Raw genomic sequence first — 19,516 nt, 5'->3', positions numbered from 1 at the left:
GAAAGCACATGTTAAGCATTAAAGATTTACAGGTCAGTGTGGAAGAGAAGGCGATCCTGCGTGGGCTGAGTCTTGAGATTCGCCCCGGGGAAGTACACGCCATTATGGGGCCGAACGGTTCCGGGAAAAGCACGTTGTCTGCGACACTCGCCGGACGAGAAGATTATGAAGTCACGGGCGGGACGGTTGAGTTTAACGGTAAGAACTTGCTGGAACTGTCACCGGAAAACCGGGCCGGTGAAGGGATCTTTATGGCATTTCAGTATCCGGTGGAGATCCCCGGCGTCAGCAATCAGTTTTTCCTGCAAACGGCACTGAATGCGGTGCGCAGCTACCGTGGCGAAGAGTCGCTGGACAGGTTTGACTTCCAGGATCTGATGGAAGAGAAAATTGCGTTGCTGAAGATGCCGGCAGATTTGCTCACCCGTTCGGTGAACGTGGGTTTCTCCGGTGGGGAGAAAAAACGTAACGACATTCTGCAAATGGCGGTACTGGAACCCCAGTTGTGCATTCTTGATGAGTCTGACTCTGGTCTGGATATCGACGCGCTGAAAATCGTCGCTGACGGCGTGAACGCATTGCGTGACGGAAAGCGTTCGTTTGTTATTGTCACCCACTACCAGCGAATCCTCGACTATATCAAACCCGATTACGTCCACGTTCTCTACCAGGGGCGCATTGTGAAGTCCGGTGATTTTACGTTGGTTAAACAGCTGGAGGAGCAAGGGTATGGCTGGCTTAGTGAACAGCAGTAACGTGCTCCAGCAGTGGCATCATCTGTTTGAAACGCAGGGTGAGCGTCGCTCACAGCATGCGCAACAACACCTGCAACAACACCTGCAACAGATGTTGCGGCTGGGGTTGCCGACGCGTAAACATGAGGACTGGAAATATACGCCGCTGGAAGGGTTAACCAGCGGCCAGTTTGTCAGTCGTTTTTCTGCAATAACATCAGCACAGTGCGACGCGCTGAGCGGCGCTATTGATGCCCTACGTCTGGTGTTTGTTGACGGTCAGTACTGCGAGGCGCTTAGCGACAGCATGGACGGCAGCGGCTTTGACATTACCGTTGATGATGCGCGTCAGGCGCTCCCTGCGGCTATCCAGCCAGAGGTGTTCCTGCATCTGACCGAAAGCCTTTCACGCAGCGTCACGCACATTCAGGTCAAACGACATCAACGTCCAGCGAAACCGCTGCTGTTGATGCATATCACCCAGGGGCTGGCGGGTGATGAGGTGAATACCGCGCACTATCGCCACCATCTTGAACTGGCCGAAGGCGCAGAAGCTACCGTCATTGAGCACTATGTTAGCCTGAATGCGCATCGACATTTTACCGGTGCGCGCTTAACGATGAACGTGGCGGCAAATGCCCATTTGCACCATATCAAACTGGCGTTTGAGAATCCGGTTAGCCACCATTTCGCGCATAACGATATCCAGTTAGGGGCCGATGCGACGGCGATGAGTTACAGCTTCTTACTCGGTGGTGCGGTATTACGCCATAACACCAGTACCCAGCTTAATGGGGAGAACACCACGCTGCGCCTTAACAGCCTGGCGATGCCGGTGAAAAATGAAGTTTGCGATACCCGAACCTGGCTTGAGCACAATAAGGGGTATTGCAACAGCCGCCAGTTACATAAAACGATTGTCAGCGATAAAGGCCGGGCGGTGTTTAATGGCCTGATTAACGTGGCGCAGCATGCCATTAAAACTGACGGTCAGATGACGAACAATAATTTACTGCTCGGTAAACTGGCAGAAGTGGATACCAAGCCGCAACTGGAAATCTACGCTGATGACGTGAAATGCAGCCACGGGGCGACGGTAGGGCGGATCGACGATGAACAGATGTTCTATCTGCGTTCGCGTGGGATTGGCCAGCAGGATGCCCAACAGATGATTCTCTACGCGTTTGCCGCTGAGTTGACGGAAGCCCTGAGCGATGAAACGCTGAAACAACAGGTACTGGCGCGGATAGCCCAACGTCTGCCGGGAGGCGTAGCATGACATTTCCCATTGAAAAAGTACGGGCGGACTTTCCGGTCCTGACGCGTGAGGTCAACGGCTTACCGCTGGCTTACCTCGACAGTGCTGCCAGCGCGCAAAAGCCCAACCAGGTGATTGATGCCGAGGCTGAGTTTTATCGGCATGGCTATGCGGCAGTCCATCGGGGTATTCATACGCTCAGCGCCCAGGCGACGGAAAAAATGGAGAATGTACGCAAGCTGGCGTCATTGTTTATTAACGCACGTTCTGCCGAAGAACTGGTGTTTGTCCGCGGCACGACGGAGGGCATCAACCTGGTGGCGAACAGCTGGGGCAGTAGCAATGTCCGGGCGGGTGATAACATCATCATTAGTGAAATGGAACACCACGCCAATATTGTCCCCTGGCAGATGCTGTGCGCCCGTGTAGGGGCGGAACTGCGTGTTATCCCACTGAATGCCGATGGGACGTTGCAACTGGAAACATTGCCGATGCTGTTTGATGACCGCACGCAACTGCTGGCCATTACCCACGTTTCGAATGTCCTGGGCACGGAAAACCCGCTGCCGGAGATGATTGAGCTGGCGCACCAGTACGGCGCAAAAGTGCTGGTAGATGGCGCGCAGGCGGTCATGCACCACCCGGTGGACGTGCAGGCACTGGATTGTGACTTTTATGTTTTCTCCGGACATAAGCTGTATGGACCTACCGGCATTGGCGTGCTGTATGCCAGAGAGTCGTTGCTGCAGGAAATGCCGCCGTGGGAAGGCGGTGGCTCGATGATAGCAACCGTCAGTCTGAGGCAGGGAACAACGTGGGCCAAAGCCCCCTGGCGTTTTGAAGCCGGAACGCCGAACACCGGAGGGATTATCGGTCTGGGAGCGGCCATTGAATACGTTAGCGCGCTGGGGCTTACTGAAATCAGTGAATATGAGCAGTTCATGATGCGTTATGCGCTGGAGCAACTGGCGGAGGTACCTAATCTGACGCTCTACGGCCCGGAAAACCGTTTAGGCGTGATCGCCTTTAACTTGGGCAAGCATCACGCGTATGACGTCGGTAGCTTTCTTGATAACTATGGAATTGCCGTGCGCACGGGGCATCACTGCGCGATGCCGTTGATGGCTTATTATCACGTTCCCGCGATGTGCCGGGCTTCCATTGCCATGTATAACACCCATGAAGAAGTGGATCGCCTGGTGACGGGACTCAAGCGTATTCATCACTTGCTGGGATAACAGGGAGGCATTATGGCTGCGCTACCGGATAAAGAAAAACTGTTGCGTAATTTTCTGCGTTGCGCTAATTGGGAAGAGAAATACCTGTACATCATTGAACTGGGTCAGCGGCTGCCGGAATTAACTGCCGACGATCGCTGCCCGGAAAATAGCATTCAGGGATGTCAAAGTCAGGTATGGATTGTTATGCGGCAGAATGCTGAAGGTATTATTGAATTACAGGGCGACAGTGATGCGGCAATTGTGAAAGGACTTATCGCCGTCGTCTTCATTTTGTATGACCGGATGACGGCTCAGGATATTGTGAATTTTGATGTGCGTCCGTGGTTCGAAAAAATGGCGCTCGCACAGCATCTCACACCTTCACGTTCACAGGGACTGGAAGCGATGATACGGGCGATCCGCTCCAAAGCCGCAACTCTTAGCTAAACTGATAAAACACGTCATCTTTCAGGCTGACTGGAATGATTCCGTGAAAGGCACCGCAATGACTCGTAGGCCGGATCGGACGCTTGCCGTCATCCGGCAATAACGCCAGGGGGGTGAGTGAGTATGAAACGCGCGTCTATTATTACGTTAATGCTGATCGGCGCTTACAGCGCTATACAGACCGCTTGGGCGGTCGATTATCCGTTGCCTGCGGCGAATAGCCGTCTTGTTGGGCAAAATCAAACCTACACCGTGCAGGAAGGCGATAAGAACCTCCAGGCGATAGCCCGGCGTTTTGACACCGCTGCAATGCTGATCCTTGAAGCAAATAACACCATAGCCCCCGTACCCAGGCCTGGAACCCTGATTACCATTCCCTCACAATTATTGCTACCGGATGTGCCACGCGAAGGCATTATTGTGAATCTGGCGGAACTGCGTTTGTATTACTTCCCGCCGGGAGAAAATATTGTTCAGGTATTCCCTATTGGCATTGGTTTGCAGGGGCTGGAAACACCGGTGATGGAAACCCGTATTGGGCAGAAAATACCCAACCCGACATGGACGCCTACACCGGGCATCCGTAAGCGCTCTCTGGAGCGCGGCATCACATTACCGCCGGTAGTACCTGCGGGGCCAAATAACCCGTTAGGACGCTTTGCATTGCGTCTGGCGCATGGAAATGGTGAATACCTTATCCATGGAACCAGTGCTCCTGACAGTGTTGGCCTGCGCGTAAGCTCTGGTTGTATCCGTATGAACGCGCCGGATATCAAAGCGCTGTTCGAGCAGGTGCGGCCAGGTACGCCTGTCAGAGTGATCAACGAGCCGATAAAGTACTCCGTTGAGCCAAATGGTATGCGCTATGTTGAGGTGCACAGGCCGTTGTCACCGGAAGAGGAACAAAACGTTCAGACCATGCCCTATGTATTACCGGCAGGTTTTAATCAGTTCAAAGAGAATAAGGCCGTCGATAACAGCCTGGTTGAGAGAGCGCTGTATCGCCGTGCGGGTTATCCCGTGACCGTTAGTTCCGGGCAGACACCGGTTGTTGCCAATGGACCAGAAGTGACGTCAGCACAGAACGGTGCGCCAGGGGAGGATGCGCAGATGCGCACAACGCAGTAACAGGGAAGGAAATAACGGGCAAAAAAAATGGCGCACAATGTGCGCCATTTTTATTACACAGATACTATTACTTGCGGTATTTAGTAGCTGCGTTGTCCAGACGCTGGTTAGCGCGAGCTGCGTCATCTTTAGCAGCCTGAACGTCGGAACGCATTGCGTTCACGTCGTTGCTCAGCTGGTCAACTTTAGCGTTCAGAGTCTGAACGTCAGAAGACAGCTGATCGATTTTAGCGTTGCTGGAGCAACCTGCCAGCAGAGTAGAACCCAGGATTACCGCGCCCAGTACCAGTTTAGTACGATTCATTATTAATACCCTCTAGATTGAGTTAATCTCCATGTAGCGTTACAAGTATTACACAAAGTTTTTTATGTTGAGAATATTTTTTTGATGGGAATGCACTTATTTTTGATCGTTCGCTCAAAGAAGCATCGAATTGTGCAAAAACAGCCAAAAACCCGAGAGAAAACAGAAAGCTTCCATCGGATTCATCTTAGATAATCTCGGATTAGATAGTGAAATCCGATTTGATTTTTTATTAATCGTGGCTATCAAGAAAATAAAAAAGCGCCGCAAGGGCGCTTTTTAAGCAAATTAATTCGCGATGGAATTATTACAGCACGTGAACAGATGCCGTATTGGTCGTGCCGCTCGGAACCAGTGCGCCGGAAACCATAACAACGACGTCACCTTTCTGTGCCAGACCGCTTTCCAGGGCCACTTCTTTGCCCAGACGGTAGAAATCATCAGTAGAGGTGATTTCTTTAACAACCTGTGCAACGACACCTTTGCTCAGCACCAGCTGGCGAGCGGTAGTTTCGTTGGTGGTCAGCGCCAGGATGGTGGCATCCGGGAAGTATTTACGCACAGCACGTGCAGATTTACCGCCCTGGGTTGCCACGACGATCAGCGGAGCATCCAGTTTTTCTGCAGTTTCAACAGCGCCACGGCACACTGCTTCAGTGATGCGCAGTTTGCGGCTGTCATTATTGAAGTCCAGACGGCTGGTCATCACACGGTCGGTACGTTCGCAGATGGTGGCCATGATGGTCACCGCTTCCAGCGGGTATTTACCTTTCGCGGATTCACCAGACAGCATAACGGCATCGGTGCCGTCGAGGATGGCGTTCGCAACGTCGCCGGCTTCAGCACGGGTCGGACGTGGGTTTTTGATCATGGAATCCAGCATCTGGGTCGCAGTGATAACGACCTTACGTGCACGGATACATTTCTCGATGATCATCTTCTGCGCGAAGATAACTTCTTCAACCGGGATCTCTACGCCCATGTCGCCACGAGCAACCATGATGCCGTCGGATGCTTCGAGGATTTCGTCGAAGTTGTTCAGGCCTTCCTGGTTTTCAATCTTGGAGATAATCTGGATGTTTTCGCCGCCGTGAGCTTTCAGGTGCTCACGGATTTCAACGACGTCAGAACGTTTACGGATAAAGGATGCCGCAACGAAGTCAACGCCTTGCTCACAACCGAAGATCAGGTCCTGTTTGTCTTTTTCAGCCAGTGCTGGCAGGGCAATGGAAACGCCTGGCAGGTTAACGCCTTTGTTTTCGCCCAGATCGCCGTTGTTCAGCACTTTACAGATAACTTTGTTACCTTCAATAGCGGTAACTTCCATGCCAATCAGGCCATCATCAACCAGTACGGTGTTGCCGACAGACAGGTCTTTCGTGAAGCCTTCATAGGTAACCGCAACGATTTCGTTGTTACCTACAACAGATTTGTCGGTAGTGAAAGTGAAGGTCTGGCCCGCTTTCAGAGAAACGTCGTTGCCGCCTTCCAGCTTAATGGTACGGATTTCCGGACCTTTGGTATCGAGCAGAATCGCGGCTTTTTTACCGGTTTTGCTCATGACGTTGCGCAAATTCTTGATGCGCTGACCGTGTTCTGCGTAATCACCGTGGGAGAAGTTCAGACGCATGACGTTCATGCCCGCGTCCAGCATTTTGGATAACATCTCTTCGGATTCGGTTTTCGGACCGATGGTGCAAACAATTTTCGTCTTTTTCATGACAGTCTTAGTCTTTAAGTTGAGAAGGATATGGAAATCTGGCTTCCATCGCGCACGGATGGAAAGCTAAACCTGAGTTACGAAAGTTGTGATGCCTCGCTCTAAGAATAGGTGACATCGATAAAGCGTGCAGAGGAATGTGTGCTTGCGTTTCAGCCCAACGGGATGGTGAGTTTTGTAGTCGTTGAGTTTTACAGGTCAATGTGCTGAAACCATTCAAGAGACAATTGGCGCGCATTATACGCTGAAAATTATCAAAAAGGAAAATGGAAACAGCGTTTCAAAAGAGTTCTGTGCAGTTTCACAAAGAATCTGCATTAAATTGTTTCAGGTTGGTTAACAAAACACCGCCTAACGTCAGGCGGTGTTGCGCAACAAGAAAAAATAACCTGCTGCAAACTCAGTATTCAGACGACTTAGTCGAGCAGCTTGCGCCCCTCAAGATCGATATTGATGTCCTGCTTGTGCGCTTTCCGATACCACAGAATCGCCAGACCGATGACAGACCAGATGACCCCCAGCGTCAGCGCGTGAATGTTCATATTCATACAGACATAACCGATGACGACCATGCCCAGCACAGGGGAGATCACGTGAGGGAAAAGGCGACGATGTTCTTTCATCTTTACGTTGTAGAGCACAAAGACACACAGGTTTACCACAAAGAAGGCGAAAAGCGCGCCGAAATTAACAAGGGTGGATATGGATTCAATTTTCCCGGAAAACAGATAGCTAAGAAATAGTGTCACAGCTCCGGTGAACAGAATGGCATAGTCAGGTGTTTTTCTTTTATGGTGTACGTGTGCCAGGAATGTGGGCAACATTTTGTCGCGCCCCATAGAGAACAGAACGCGGGATACGGCGGTTTGTGCCGTAATGATATTGCCGACCGCGCAAACGAACGCCACGATGATAGAAAATGCGACTTTAAGCCAGATACCGCCAACATCACCTGCGATCGTGAAGAAGGCTTCGTTTGTTGCAGTACCGTCGGCAAAGCTGTCTATTTTGCCGGTGGCGAATGCGGCAAACGTCACCACAATAATAAACAGCACGGTGGCCAGGATCAGGGCGAGAAGAGTTGCCTTACTGACCGCTTTTCCGCCGCCTTCGCTTTCTTCGCTTAAGGTACTGATGGCATCAAACCCGAGGAAGTTGAGTGCCGCAACAGAGATAGCGGTAGCAATTAAGCCAGGCGTAAACCACTGAGAGTCAAAAAAGGGTTTGAAAGAGAATGACACATGGCTGCTATCGAGCATCAGCAGACGCAAAATCAGCACCACAAAAATGGCCAGAATACCGAGTTGAATAAAGACCAGCAGCTTGTCGAATTTAGCCGTTTGTTGTATTCCCAAATAGTTTATGCCCGTTCCGATGGCCACATAAATTAACGGCCACAGCCAAATCGGTATTTGCGGAAGTATGGCATGCACAGCAACACCGCCGAGCACGGCAACCAGCGTAGGGAATAACAGATAATCCAGCAGCAAAATCCAGCCAGTGAGAAAACCCACCGCGGGGTTGATGCACACGCCCGCATAGGTATAAGCCGACCCGGAAGAGGAGATGTGCTTTGACAATGTTGAATAGCTGTGGGCGGTAAAAAACATCGCGATAGCGCCAATAATATACACCAGCGCGACCATGCCGTGAGATAAATTATATACCACACCATAGAGAGAAACCGGCGCGATCGGAACCATAAATACCAGCCCGTACAACACCAAATCTGTAAGAGATAACTTTTTGATTTTACTCATAGTAAATACCTCAATTCGTGTTAATCAAGGGCGCGTAAAAACGCACGGGCCGCAGTGAGGCAAGGCCCGGTATTTTCTTCATGCGGGTTATGGCTGCTGTCAGGAATCGTGACGCCCCGACAGTGGGTTATATGGGTAATAAGCGGTTGAACGACCTGCGATGTCGCCTGATCGTGCTCGCCATGAAGGACTAATCCAGGGCATTGAATCTTGTGCAATGAATCGGTGATATCCCACTGCGCCAGCGTGCCATTGACAGCCAGCTCATTGGCGCCCCACAAAATATGGTAAGCCGTGGGGTCGGCGGCGAATTGCGCATTAGCACGCTGAATATGCAGCGGTTCTTGCTGCAGGGAATAAACATGCCTGGCGTAATAGGCAATAAGCTGTTCAGGCGGATGCTGATAGATTTTTGCCTGCATAATGACATCGTCTGGCATTGTATCCGCGCCAGCCGTGAGTTCTTTAAACAGTCGCAGGACTTCACTTTGCCAAAGTGGGATGCTGGCAGGAGAGCTGGCGTATATCACACCACCTAATCCTTCCGGCTGCGTGCAGGCATGCTCTGCTGCCAGCATGCCTCCCCAGGAGTGTCCGAGTAATGAATATCGCTGGCCAATATTCAGATGGCAGATTAATTGCTGGAGTTGTTGAAGATAGCGTTCTATTGTCCAGAATGAGGCCTCCGCCAGCGGGAAATGCGTGGAACGACCGCAGCCATATTGATCGTAAAATACCACCATGCGTCCATCATCAGACAGCTGGTGATAATTTAAAAGATAATCAAAACCGCCTGATGGGCCGCCGTGTAAAATAATTAATGGCATTAATGAAGATGCCGGATCACCGTAGATACGATAGCTGGTTAATATGCCATCGTAAAACATTTCACCATATTTGTAGTGACTTTGCATATTTTTAACCGATACAGAGAGAAAAGGGCAGGTGATTCAATAATCACCTGCATACAGATGCTTATTTTTTAATTGATTGCAGAACGTTACACCAGAATGGCGTGTAATGTTCCCATTGCATAAATTGTGGACTACCCCAGTGCGGCGCACAATCACTGGCAAAACAACCGACTTTCCCTTTATTGTATTCACCGAGAACTAATAGCGGGTCGTCATTTATTTTGACCAGCGTTGTCGCGTTTACTTTGGCGCGCAGTTTGTTATAACCGAGTAAGGGGGGCCACTGCGTCAGATCTTGCGTAATGACATGCTGTTCATCAGTGTTGATTGGGCTGCATCCTTCTGGAATTTCAACGCGATCGTCATAGTCCAGCATTTCGACAGGCAAAACGTCGGCCAGCAAGGTGTTTTTATAATTCGCTTTAGCTTCAATGCCGGTGAAGGACAGGTATCCGCCAATCATTAACAGACCGCCGCCATTGGAGACATATTCTTTAATCAGTGCTAACGCATTCGGGATGATATTCATCTGATAAAAGGTTTTGTTTTGCAACAAAAAGGTATTGCTGCCAATATCACTAATCACGATCGCGTCGTATACTTCGAGTTCCGCTGCGGTTTGCGGAAAACGGGTTTGTACAATATGCGCTGGCATATAGTCGATAGTAATATTCTGCTGGCGCAGACAGGATAAGAGATAGTCAGCACCTTCTTCGTATTTACTGGATGTGAAGCTGTCATATCCCTTAGAATGAATCATATGAATATGCCATGACTCACCGATAAATAAAATCTTCATACTGATATCCTATTATTTGATATTAACAATTTCATGCGATTGAGTGCGCATCCGGTGCAGTACCTGCTCATGTTGCGGCATGCTCGATGCGCCTTCTTGTTCTACTGCCAGTGAAGCAAAGGCAGAGGCATACTGAATGGCTGACACAAGGTCTGATTTTCGGGCAAGTGAGGTGGCCAGTGCGCCATTAAATGCGTCACCCGCGCCCGCGGCATCCTTGACGACGGCACTCCAGGCGGGGATAAACAACGTTCGGTGATGTTCGCACAGTAATGATCCTTGCGCGCCAAGAGTGATAATGACCTTCTTAACGCCTGACTGCAGAATGATATTTCCTGCTTTTTTTGCATCATCAATATCGGCAATGGTAATACCTGACAAAAATGAAGCCTCGGTTTCATTAGGTGTCAGAATGTCGATGGAAGATAATAAATGGTGGATATTTTTAGTATAGGGTGCTGGATTAAGAATGATAGTTTTGTTTTCTAATTTACCCAGGAGCACGAACTCTTCAATAGCATCGATATTTGTCTCCAGTTGCATCAGCAGGACATTGGCTGCAGAGATATAACCCTGCTGTTCATTAATTTCTTGTTTGCTCAGCGTCATATTAGCGCCGGGATAGATGGCGATGATATTATCACCATCCTCCGCTGAAACATAAATGAGTGCACTCCCGGTGGGGGCATCATCGGTTTGATAGGCACAATAAGAGTTGATGCCCGATTGAATAATATGATTGAGTGCGAAAGCGCTGAACTGATCTTTGCCAACTTTAAAAATAAAATGGACGTCAGCACCCGCATTATTTGCGGCCAGAGCCTGGTTAGCGCCTTTTCCTCCCGGATAAAAACCGAACTGGCTTGCGAGGATAGATTCACCGCTCTGAGGCAGCCATGGCACAGTGGCGGATACGTCAATATTAAATGAACCTAAAATACAAACTTTGCCCGACATTTTAGCCCCTTCTTTGTTTAAACGAATATCTTTGTTTGCCGGAGTTGCTATAGTGCCGGAGATATCTATTTTATTTTCAGTAATAAGTTTGCTTAACGCCTGACGATTAACAATGCCACCACCATAACAACGCACCAGCATTCCTGTCTTCTGGAAATAATAAAGATCTGAACGAATAGTCTCCTGGCTAACATTAAAAAGAACGGCAAGTTTACTTACGCTTACACTATGATCTTTGATCAACAAGTTAAGAATAGTGGCGCGCCTTTCTTCTTTAAACATTAAAGCCTCCGTGTATTTCGTTGAATTGTATTTAGAGTAATGTTGACATGTGGTGAAATGAATCACAGATCATGCTGTAAACCGGAAGCAAAACCAAATTATCACGCAGGATAAAAAGACGGTTTCATTTTTTTATTTCTTATATGCTTACACTTGCGGGGCTATGGTTTGTGATGATTGTCATATCTCAGTGATGCAATTTTTGAACGCGCCTTATAAAGGTGTTGGCTTGCTCGATTCAGTTTTAAATAACCACGGTTTGGCCAGTTAAAAGTCAGTGAGTAAATATTTCAGAAAAATTTTCATGTTGTCAGCCCACTCGGATGTGAAAGTGACCGCGGGCTGAGTCTCTTGTTGCGGTATGGATATTCCTTAAAGTTATATCAAATTCGTTTTAATTCATTTTAAAACATCATCTCGCTGATTACACTCGTTTGGACATCCATACTGCTAAATAGCCAAAAGCACTAGCAGGATAACAATAAGCAGCAGCGGATACCCAAACGACATGATTGTCCTGAAAAATATTTCGAAAGTGTTTACGCCAGGCAGGCTTGCTATTACCGCTGTCGATAACGTCAACCTGACGGTTGAACAGGGACAGATTTACGGAATTATTGGTTACAGCGGGGCGGGAAAAAGCACCTTAATACGTTTGCTCAATGGTCTGGAAAAACCGACCTCCGGCAGCGTAATGATTAACGGCCACGATATTTCTGCCGCCCGCGGGGAATCGTTGCGTCAGGCACGGCTGAAAATCAGCATGGTGTTTCAGCACTTTAATTTACTGTGGTCACGAACCGTGAGCGAGAATATTGCGTTCTCAATGCAAATCGCCGGAGCGCCAAAAGCCTCTATTAAAGCGCGAGTTGCTGAACTGATTGCGCTGGTTGGGCTGAGCGGTCGTGAAAATGCGTATCCGTCCCAACTGAGCGGTGGGCAAAAGCAGCGGGTAGGGATTGCCCGTGCGCTGGCGAACAATCCGGACGTCCTGCTGTGTGACGAAGCCACCTCGGCGCTGGATCCGCAAACCACCGATCAGATTCTGGAGTTACTGCTCGATATCAACCGTCGCTTCAAATTAACCATCGTGTTGATCACCCACGAGATGCATGTGGTGCGCAAAATCTGCGATCGCGTCGCGGTGATGGAAAATGGCAAAGTTGTTGAGGAAGGCGACGTGCTCAGCGTCTTTACCCATCCACAGCAGTCGATTACCCGACAGTTTGTCCGGCAGGTGAGCCAATACACCGAAGAAGAGGAGTTTAATCCGCAATTGGCAAGCGAACTGGGCGGTGTCGTGATCAAGTTAACCTTTACCGGGCAGCGCACTCACCGGCCGGTTGTTGGGGAATTAACCCTGCGCTATGGCCTGCCGTTTAACATTTTGCACGGCAAGATGACGCAAACCGCGCATGGCGTGTTCGGTCAGCTTTGGGTGCACGTCGTGGCTACCGAAGAACAACTCAGCAATATTCTGGCCGACCTGCGCCACAGCGACATTGAAGGCGAGGTGATTCAACATGCCTGAAGATCTGTTTCCCCATCTGAAGTGGGACCAACTGCTGGCAGCGACCCAGGAAACGCTCTATATGACGGCGCTTTCTGGCGCGGCAACGTTTGTCCTTGGGATTGCACTCGGGCTGGCGCTGTTCCTGACCGCACGCGGTGGACTATTCCAGAACCGCGCCTTGTATAGCGCGATCTCGCTGGTGGTCAATATTTTCCGCTCGATCCCGTTCATCATTCTGATCGTGTTGTTAATACCTTTTACCAAAACGATCGTTGGCACCATTCTCGGTGCGAATGCCGCGTTGCCCGCGTTGATTGTGGGCGCTGCACCTTTTTACGCACGCCTGGTCGAAATCGCCCTGCGTGAAGTAGATAAAGGCGTTATTGAAGCGACGCGCTCGATGGGCGCACGTCTGACGACGCTTGTTTTTCGGGTTTTACTGCCGGAATCCTCACCCGCTCTGGTGTCCGGGATCACCGTGACGCTGATTGCCCTGGTTAGCTACAGCGCGATGGCGGGGGTGATTGGTGCCGGTGGTTTAGGGAACCTGGCTTATCTGGAAGGATTCCAGCGCAACCACAGCGACGTCACGCTGGTGGCGACGGTAACGATTCTGCTCATCGTCTTCATCATTCAGCTTTGCGGCGATGTGATCACCTCTCTGTTAGATAAACGCTAATAAAATACGGAAACCATCATCATGAAAAAATCACTGACATTACTCGCAGCAGCAACCCTAAGTGCCCTGAGCTTTGCTTCCTGGGCTGATACGCTGACCGTTGGCGCGTCAAACGTACCCCATGCGGAGATCCTTGAGCAGGCCAAGCCGATTCTGGCGAAGCAAGGGATAGACCTGGAGATTAAACCATTCCAGGACTACATTCTGCCGAACACCGCCCTGGCGGGTCGTGAGATCGATGCCAACTATTTCCAGCATATCCCGTACCTGAATAGCGTGATTAAAGATCATGCTGGCGACAAATCCTATGATTTCGTCAGCGCCGGGGCGATTCATATCGAGCCGATTGGTATCTATTCAAAAAAAGTGAAGTCACTGAAGGATCTGCCGGAAGGTGGCAAGGTGATCATGCGTGATGCGGTATCTGAAGAAGGTCGTATTCTGTCGATTTTTGAAAAAGAGGGCGTGATCAAGCTGAAGCCGGGGGTGGATAAAGTGACGGCGCGCATTAGCGACATCGTAGAGAACCCGAAAAAGCTGACGTTCTTACCTAACGTTGAAGCGGCACTGTTACCGCAGATGTATAACAATGAAGAAGGGGATGCGGTCGTGATTAACGCCAACTACGCCATCGACGCCGGGCTGGATCCGGTGAAAGATCCGATTGCTGTAGAAAGCGGTGAAAACAACCCGTATGCCAATATCATTACCGTTCATCGCGGTGATGAGAAGAAAAAGGATATCGTGGCGCTGGTTGATGTGCTGCACTCAAAAGAGATCCAGGACTGGATCCGCACCAAATATAAAGGCGCGGTTATCCCGGTTAATAACTGATCCGCTTTTGCCATACCCGGCCTACAGCTGTGCTGTAGGCCGGATAAAACGCGTTAGCGTTGCCATCCGGCACCCGAGTTACACTCGCTCAAGCCTCGCGGGTAGCCCCTGACGTACCGCGGCTCCTGAAACCCAATCCAGCCAGGTGTTAGCCACTTTTCGTGTCGGATCCGCAAAACCCAGATCGTTGATATTGATCCCTGACTTTATCTTTTTATCAAACGGCATCGGCTCACCGTCGAGCGTATGCTGCGCAGCGCCCATCTCTTTATGTCCATAGCCATGCTCAATCGCGATTACCCCCGGCATCACGCCCTGCAGTAAGCTGATTTGCGCTTCAACCTGCCCACCCGGCGTCGTGATGCGAACGGTATCGCCGTGCGATAAACCATAGCGCTTGCCGTCCTGCGGATTGAGCGCCACCAGATTGACCGGCTTAAGATGATGCAGCCGGGGGATCACGGCCGACGCGCTGGACATGGTATTCGATTTAAATGAAATCAACTTCAGCGGCCATTCCTGCTCAGGGAATAGTTCCTCCACTGAACGCCCGTCAGAGAGGCGCGAAGGATACCAGGCCGGACAGCCGCTGTAGCGTTCGCCGGTAATCGCATGACGGTGGGCCGCGACATCCGCATTCCAGATTTGCAGCGGTTTTTCCCACGCATTGCCGACGCGGTTATCGACCCGACCACTGTTGTCTGGCGCAAAACGGCCACCGCGCGAATAGATAAACGCCACGCGACTCACCTCATCGGCTTTTAACGTTTGGGTTATTACCGGCAAGATTCGCTGCACCCCGGTCAGCGCGATATCCTCTTCCCGTGCCTCTGCCACCGGCGCTTTGCCCATAAAGGCAATGTTGGCGGCCAGCCGCAGATAGTAATCTTCGGCGCGGTTGAGCGGATACACGTTGCCCTGCGGGTCGGTAATGGCATTGTCGCCAAAGCCGGGGAGGCCAATGCGTTTTGCCACCGCGATGCAGAAAGCCTCCATCGAGGCGGGTTGACCGTCAGCGGTCTGACGGGTAGCGGGCCTGACCACGGGCCAACGGGCGGTGGTGGCTTTACTGGCGACACCGGCCCACGGGGCGCTGAATCCCCAGCTTTCGAAGTTATGCGTGTCCGGTACGATGTAATCCGCAAGCGCGGTTGTTTCGTTCATGAACGCATCAATCGCGATAAACAGCGGCAAACGCGCAGGGTCTTTAAGCTTTTCTTCTGCCACGCCGCGTAAGCCCGCAATCCCATAAAACGGGTTGGTCATGTTGGAGATCCAGGCCTTTAGCGGATACGGATAACCTTCCAGTGCAGAAACCAGTAATTCGGTAAGCTGGCCTGCGACAAACGGATACCAGGGTGCTTTGGCCGGGAAGGGCGATTGCCCGGCGGCGACTTTGTTGCGGTACTCTTCGGAAGATTCATAGGCTGTCTTGCTGCGGGCAATGCTCAGACCTTTAGGTTTTACCTTCCCGGCAAAACTGTCCATATTGTAGCGCGGGCCGTCAGTTGCACCGTTGAACTTACCGCCACCGACGAACACACCGCCTTCGAGGCTCAGGTTCCCAATCAACGCATTGAGCATCATCACCGACCAGGCATTATAAAAACCGTTACCTGCCATCATCCCGCCGTGGGTGATCACTGCCGCTTTCCGTCCGTGACGGGTGAACGAATCGGCCAGTGCGCCAATGTCTGCCTCAGAAACGCCACACTGCTGACTGTATTGCGCCATTGACAGTTTCTCTGCGGACTCTTTCAGACACTGGAAGCCACTTTTTACCGTGACCGTTTGCCCCCCGGCCAGCGTGACGTCACGGGAGATGAACAACTGGGCACGTTGGCAACTGCTGGCGGCGACGATCTCCCCGGCTTCGTTAATGACGGTGGGTTCGTTGGCGGCGTCTGCGCGTAAATGCGCCAGCGTTAAATGCTGACCGGCGAGCGTTGGAATTTCATCGGTAATGACCAGATGGGTGGCGTTGGTCCAGCTTTTTTCCCCGACCTGCTTCATGGCCTGTACGCCAGGAATAACTAGGTAATCAGCGTTATAGCGCTGCTTTTCAATTATCCAGCGGATCATCCCCATCGCCAGTGCGGAGTCCGTCCCTGGGCGGACGGGCTGCCAGTGTCCACGATCGTCGGCAAGTACCGTCGTTAGCGGTAGCGCTGGCGCTACCACAACATAGCGGAAGTCATCACGTAAACGGGCACTGGCGAGTTGCCGTGCCTGGCGCTTAAACGGGTTGCCGGATTGTGCTGGAGACGTCCCCATAAACAACGCAAATTCGACATTGTCCCAGTCGGGTTTCACGTGGGTATTTTTATCCAGATCGCCCATCAACGCGCCAGATCCGGCACGATAGGCCAGACCACAGTACGCGCCATGTGCGCCGAAGTTTTTGCTGCCGAAACTGTTCAGGGCAAAGCGGCGCAAAAATGTATCACGTCCTTCATCACTGGTATTGGTGACCAGTAGCTGATTGGATTTTGGGCCGAAACCGGGGTGTCGGGCATCAATCGGCGTATCGGGATCGTGGATCGCGCGCAGACCGTCAACATGGCCTTCGCCGAACAGATCGCCGCCTTCCACCACTTCTTTGATCAGTTGCTCAAAGCTGATGCGCTGCCATTTGCCTTCTCCACGTTTACCCACGCGTTTCATTGGCTCCAGAATACGCAGTGGGCTGTACAGGCCTTCAAGTAACGTTGCACCGCGAGCGCAGGCGGTGGAGCGGGCATCGAGGCCGGTTTCGCCCGCCAGTTGTTCCATCGCGGCGGCAAAGGGAACAGAGGAGTCAATGTGGTGTTCGTGAGATAGTGGATGGTACGGGTTGCCCGCAATACGCAACACTTTGCCTTGTTCGCTATCAACACGGACACGCACGCCACATTGCGTCCAGCAGCCGAAACACTGCGTCATGGAGATCACCTGCTGCGGGTTCTGTTGCCAGCGCGGCCGGGCATGTGCTTCGGGGATGAGTGCATTACCAAAGATACGGTCGCGGGTTATTTTTCCTGATGTTCCGTCAAGCAAACCATCAATCGCACGCTTTGCCACGTCCCGATAACTCAGGCCGAAGGTCACCATGCCCCCGACGGCAAGACCGACTTTAAGCCACTGACGGCGAGTTAAATTAGCCATGTTGCATTCTCCTTGCGATCGCGTTCAGGGCTTCACGAACCATAATGATCAGTGCGACCCACAGGCCAAAAGTGCCAAGAATAGCCAGCCAGCCATCAGTGCCACCGGGCAGGGTATAGGGGTTAAACTGGGCGTTAAATTTCGGTACGGTCTGTACCTGAATGAGTAATGTCCAGCGCATCAGCCAGCACAATGCCATTGCACTTATTGCCAGCGAAATACGGAATGGCAGTGATAACGGATGGCGTAACACCAGGGCGCAAAGACCCAGTGAGGACACCCAAAGTGCAATCCAGCCGAGGGCGTAATGCCGTGCGGAAGCCGCCACATCCAGCCACTGGCGAATTGCCGACCCCGATAGCGTGTTGCTACTTGCCCATATCACCACCACGATAGCCAGCGCGCACAGCGTGACTATCTGTCCCCATGCCAGTTTGCGCGGTAATGTTGTCCCTGCGTTTTTCACCGTGGCGATAAGCAGGGCAAGGAACGTTTGCAGGGCGCTGAGGAACATCGCAACCGGGAAGGCGTAGCTGAACCAGATCGGGCGCGCCTCAACAATAGAGACCTCGCGACCGGTATAGACCAACAGTCCAATCGCCGACAGCGCACTGCCCACGGCCAACCATTTCGTGACACTGTAACTTTTTGCAGTTAATCGCTTAACCTGCTGTGCGATAAACCACAGCCCTAAAAACCCGGTAAACAGCGGTAAAAATAGCGCCCCCCACGGCATCCATGACCACGGTGTGGGGTAGGCATAGAAATGCCAGACGCGTGCCGTCTGGTGTAAATCAGCCGTCAGTGCCAACGGTGCGGTAATCGCGCAGGTCAGGGCTATCAGCAGCGTGAGGTTTTCTAACTCCGGCCTCTCCTTTTTGCGCCAGTGGAGCACGCAGGCAAACAGTGCCGCGCAGGCAGCAATGCCGATAAAAAAGAAATATTGCACCGCCCAGGGTAACCAGCTTACGTCCTGTGGATGCGTCAGAACCTCTTCGATAATCAGGGTAGGGTTCATTTAAACCTCCTGCCAGAGCGCGGGCTGGGCACGCCCCATTAATGGTGTCACAAAGGCCTCATCCAGACCCAGATAGAACACGTGCGGCGAGGTGCCACTTTCCGGTTTCAGGACCTTGATGGCGTCATGATGTTGCTGCAGCATTTGAGAAATCCGGCTGTGTGGATCTTTGATATCACCGATAATGCGCGCGCCGCCAACGCACGACTCGACGCAGGCCGGGAGCAGGCCGGCTTCCAGTCGATGAACGCAAAAAGTGCATTTATCGGCGGTTTGCGTTTCATGGTTGATAAACCGTGCATCGTATGGGCAGGCCTGCACACAGTAGGCGCAGCCGACACAGCGGGTGTTGTCGACAACCACAATGCCATCTTCGCGCTGGAAGGTGGCCTGTACCGGACACACCGGCACGCAAGGGGGGTTATCACAATGGTTGCACAGGCGCGGCAGCAGGACGTTGGTGACGCTTTGCTGGCCTTCAAGTTGCACCTGATATTGATTAACGTTGGTACGAAACTCACCTTGCGGCGTCTGGTTTTCAATCGCGCAACTCACGGTGCAGGCCTGGCAGCCGATACACCGACGCAGATCGACCAGCATGCCGTAGCGATGCTGAGGCGATCCTTCATGCCGTTCAGGCGAAAAGGGAAACTGGGCCTGTGCCAGGGGAACCAGTGATGCGCCAGCGGTCAGGACGCCCAGTTGCTGGAGAAACTGCCGTTTACTGCTGTCCATATTTTCTCCCGTCACGATGCAACAACGAAACATTGGTCACGCCGTTGATTTGCGTGTGATGAATAAAGAA

Annotated in this window: 18 protein-coding genes; 8 read left to right on the top strand and 10 right to left on the bottom strand. The window is 51.6% G+C overall.

What is annotated here, in order from left to right; translation table 11 throughout:
• Positions 1 to 8 precede the first annotated feature (8 nt).
• The 5 genes from sufC to ldtE all read left to right on the top strand — a co-directional run bounded on the left by sufC (position 9) and on the right by ldtE (position 4,787).
• Entirely contained in the window at positions 9 to 755 is a 747-nt protein-coding gene (sufC, locus tag HV261_RS15805) for a Fe-S cluster assembly ATPase SufC (protein WP_202038786.1), read from the top strand.
• Positions 730 to 2,013: a Fe-S cluster assembly protein SufD gene (sufD, locus tag HV261_RS15800; RefSeq protein ID WP_202038785.1), complete on the top strand. Its 1,284-nt coding sequence runs from the start codon at positions 730 to 732 to the stop codon at positions 2,011 to 2,013. The genes sufC and sufD overlap by 26 nt, the downstream gene beginning before the upstream one ends.
• Positions 2,010 to 3,230: a cysteine desulfurase SufS gene (gene sufS / locus HV261_RS15795; RefSeq protein WP_202038784.1), complete on the top strand. Its 1,221-nt coding sequence runs from the start codon at positions 2,010 to 2,012 to the stop codon at positions 3,228 to 3,230. The genes sufD and sufS overlap by 4 nt, the downstream gene beginning before the upstream one ends.
• A 12-nt stretch (positions 3,231 to 3,242) precedes the next feature.
• A complete protein-coding gene (sufE, locus tag HV261_RS15790; RefSeq protein WP_137383326.1) occupies positions 3,243 to 3,659 on the top strand; it encodes a cysteine desulfuration protein SufE in 417 nt (138 codons plus the stop codon).
• A gap of 123 nt (positions 3,660 to 3,782) precedes the next feature.
• Positions 3,783 to 4,787 carry a L,D-transpeptidase LdtE gene (ldtE, locus tag HV261_RS15785; protein WP_202039707.1) on the top strand — a complete coding sequence of 335 codons (1,005 nt, stop codon included), beginning with the start codon at positions 3,783 to 3,785 and terminating at the stop codon, positions 4,785 to 4,787.
• A gap of 67 nt (positions 4,788 to 4,854) precedes the next feature.
• Here the strand turns inward: ldtE and lpp are convergent, their stop codons facing one another.
• The 7 genes from lpp to rikA all read right to left on the bottom strand — a co-directional run bounded on the left by lpp (position 4,855) and on the right by rikA (position 11,523).
• Positions 4,855 to 5,091: a murein lipoprotein Lpp gene (gene lpp, locus HV261_RS15780; RefSeq protein WP_003029373.1), complete on the bottom strand. Its 237-nt coding sequence runs from the start codon at positions 5,089 to 5,091 to the stop codon at positions 4,855 to 4,857.
• Between the two features lie 307 nt (positions 5,092 to 5,398).
• Positions 5,399 to 6,811 (bottom strand): pyruvate kinase PykF, encoded by a 1,413-nt coding sequence (gene pykF / locus HV261_RS15775; protein ID WP_137383325.1) that lies wholly within the window; start codon positions 6,809 to 6,811, stop codon positions 5,399 to 5,401.
• Positions 6,812 to 6,818: 7 nt separating this feature from the next.
• Positions 6,819 to 7,013, bottom strand: coding sequence for a protein YnhH (gene ynhH, locus HV261_RS27740; RefSeq protein ID WP_245163452.1), 195 nt, complete (start codon positions 7,011 to 7,013; stop codon positions 6,819 to 6,821).
• A gap of 214 nt (positions 7,014 to 7,227) precedes the next feature.
• Entirely contained in the window at positions 7,228 to 8,571 is a 1,344-nt protein-coding gene (locus HV261_RS15770; RefSeq protein ID WP_202038783.1) for an APC family permease, read from the bottom strand.
• A gap of 20 nt (positions 8,572 to 8,591) precedes the next feature.
• The gene (locus HV261_RS15765; protein WP_137383323.1) at positions 8,592 to 9,485 is read right to left on the bottom strand and encodes a proline iminopeptidase-family hydrolase; all 894 of its coding nucleotides are present in this window, start codon (positions 9,483 to 9,485) and stop codon (positions 8,592 to 8,594) included.
• 61 nt (positions 9,486 to 9,546) lie between these two features.
• Positions 9,547 to 10,284 carry a glutamine amidotransferase gene (locus HV261_RS15760; protein ID WP_202038782.1) on the bottom strand — a complete coding sequence of 246 codons (738 nt, stop codon included), beginning with the start codon at positions 10,282 to 10,284 and terminating at the stop codon, positions 9,547 to 9,549.
• Between the two features lie 12 nt (positions 10,285 to 10,296).
• Positions 10,297 to 11,523: a putative transcription factor/ribokinase fusion protein RikA gene (gene rikA / locus HV261_RS15755; protein WP_202038781.1), complete on the bottom strand. Its 1,227-nt coding sequence runs from the start codon at positions 11,521 to 11,523 to the stop codon at positions 10,297 to 10,299.
• A 508-nt stretch (positions 11,524 to 12,031) separates the two neighbouring features.
• Here rikA and HV261_RS15750 point away from each other — a divergent pair.
• From HV261_RS15750 to HV261_RS15740, 3 genes are read left to right on the top strand one after another with little or no spacing between them, the layout of a single operon-like run.
• A complete protein-coding gene (locus HV261_RS15750; protein WP_202038780.1) occupies positions 12,032 to 13,054 on the top strand; it encodes a methionine ABC transporter ATP-binding protein in 1,023 nt (340 codons plus the stop codon).
• Positions 13,047 to 13,715, top strand: coding sequence for a methionine ABC transporter permease (locus HV261_RS15745; RefSeq protein ID WP_048211835.1), 669 nt, complete (start codon positions 13,047 to 13,049; stop codon positions 13,713 to 13,715). Before HV261_RS15750 ends, HV261_RS15745 begins: the two co-directional genes overlap by 8 nt.
• A 21-nt stretch (positions 13,716 to 13,736) precedes the next feature.
• Positions 13,737 to 14,549: a MetQ/NlpA family ABC transporter substrate-binding protein gene (locus tag HV261_RS15740; RefSeq protein WP_137383318.1), complete on the top strand. Its 813-nt coding sequence runs from the start codon at positions 13,737 to 13,739 to the stop codon at positions 14,547 to 14,549.
• A 78-nt stretch (positions 14,550 to 14,627) separates the two neighbouring features.
• Here the strand turns inward: HV261_RS15740 and ttrA are convergent, their stop codons facing one another.
• The 3 genes from ttrA to ttrB are packed head-to-tail and all read right to left on the bottom strand — an operon-like array spanning position 14,628 to position 19,446.
• On the bottom strand, positions 14,628 to 17,693 hold the full coding sequence (ttrA, locus tag HV261_RS15735; RefSeq protein ID WP_202038779.1) for a tetrathionate reductase subunit TtrA: 3,066 nt from the start codon (positions 17,691 to 17,693) through the stop codon (positions 14,628 to 14,630).
• On the bottom strand, positions 17,686 to 18,711 hold the full coding sequence (gene ttrC / locus HV261_RS15730) for a tetrathionate reductase subunit TtrC (protein ID WP_202038778.1): 1,026 nt from the start codon (positions 18,709 to 18,711) through the stop codon (positions 17,686 to 17,688). The genes ttrA and ttrC overlap by 8 nt, the downstream gene beginning before the upstream one ends.
• Positions 18,712 to 19,446, bottom strand: coding sequence for a tetrathionate reductase subunit TtrB (gene ttrB, locus HV261_RS15725; protein WP_005122827.1), 735 nt, complete (start codon positions 19,444 to 19,446; stop codon positions 18,712 to 18,714).
• Between the last annotated feature and the right edge of the window lie 70 nt (positions 19,447 to 19,516).

Source organism: Citrobacter sp. RHBSTW-00671 (assembly GCF_014103415.1).
Lineage (GTDB): Bacteria > Pseudomonadota > Gammaproteobacteria > Enterobacterales > Enterobacteriaceae > Citrobacter.
Note: the sequence above shows the minus strand (reverse complement) of the source record. Positions and strands in the feature narration are given on the sequence as shown.

What these genes read in the sequence shown, in the direction of transcription:
- sufC (WP_202038786.1), top strand. Translation starts at nt 9, where the DNA reads ATGTTAAGCATTAAAGATTTACAGGTCAGTGTGGAAGAGAAGGCGATC.
- sufD (WP_202038785.1), top strand. Translation starts at nt 730, where the DNA reads ATGGCTGGCTTAGTGAACAGCAGTAACGTGCTCCAGCAGTGGCATCAT.
- sufS (WP_202038784.1), top strand. Translation starts at nt 2,010, where the DNA reads ATGACATTTCCCATTGAAAAAGTACGGGCGGACTTTCCGGTCCTGACG.
- sufE (WP_137383326.1), top strand. Translation starts at nt 3,243, where the DNA reads ATGGCTGCGCTACCGGATAAAGAAAAACTGTTGCGTAATTTTCTGCGT.
- ldtE (WP_202039707.1), top strand. Translation starts at nt 3,783, where the DNA reads ATGAAACGCGCGTCTATTATTACGTTAATGCTGATCGGCGCTTACAGC.
- lpp (WP_003029373.1), bottom strand. Translation starts at nt 5,091, where the DNA reads ATGAATCGTACTAAACTGGTACTGGGCGCGGTAATCCTGGGTTCTACT.
- pykF (WP_137383325.1), bottom strand. Translation starts at nt 6,811, where the DNA reads ATGAAAAAGACGAAAATTGTTTGCACCATCGGTCCGAAAACCGAATCC.
- HV261_RS15770 (WP_202038783.1), bottom strand. Translation starts at nt 8,571, where the DNA reads ATGAGTAAAATCAAAAAGTTATCTCTTACAGATTTGGTGTTGTACGGG.
- HV261_RS15765 (WP_137383323.1), bottom strand. Translation starts at nt 9,485, where the DNA reads ATGCAAAGTCACTACAAATATGGTGAAATGTTTTACGATGGCATATTA.
- HV261_RS15760 (WP_202038782.1), bottom strand. Translation starts at nt 10,284, where the DNA reads ATGAAGATTTTATTTATCGGTGAGTCATGGCATATTCATATGATTCAT.
- rikA (WP_202038781.1), bottom strand. Translation starts at nt 11,523, where the DNA reads ATGTTTAAAGAAGAAAGGCGCGCCACTATTCTTAACTTGTTGATCAAA.
- HV261_RS15750 (WP_202038780.1), top strand. Translation starts at nt 12,032, where the DNA reads ATGATTGTCCTGAAAAATATTTCGAAAGTGTTTACGCCAGGCAGGCTT.
- HV261_RS15745 (WP_048211835.1), top strand. Translation starts at nt 13,047, where the DNA reads ATGCCTGAAGATCTGTTTCCCCATCTGAAGTGGGACCAACTGCTGGCA.
- HV261_RS15740 (WP_137383318.1), top strand. Translation starts at nt 13,737, where the DNA reads ATGAAAAAATCACTGACATTACTCGCAGCAGCAACCCTAAGTGCCCTG.
- ttrA (WP_202038779.1), bottom strand. Translation starts at nt 17,693, where the DNA reads ATGGCTAATTTAACTCGCCGTCAGTGGCTTAAAGTCGGTCTTGCCGTC.
- ttrC (WP_202038778.1), bottom strand. Translation starts at nt 18,711, where the DNA reads ATGAACCCTACCCTGATTATCGAAGAGGTTCTGACGCATCCACAGGAC.
- ttrB (WP_005122827.1), bottom strand. Translation starts at nt 19,446, where the DNA reads ATGGACAGCAGTAAACGGCAGTTTCTCCAGCAACTGGGCGTCCTGACC.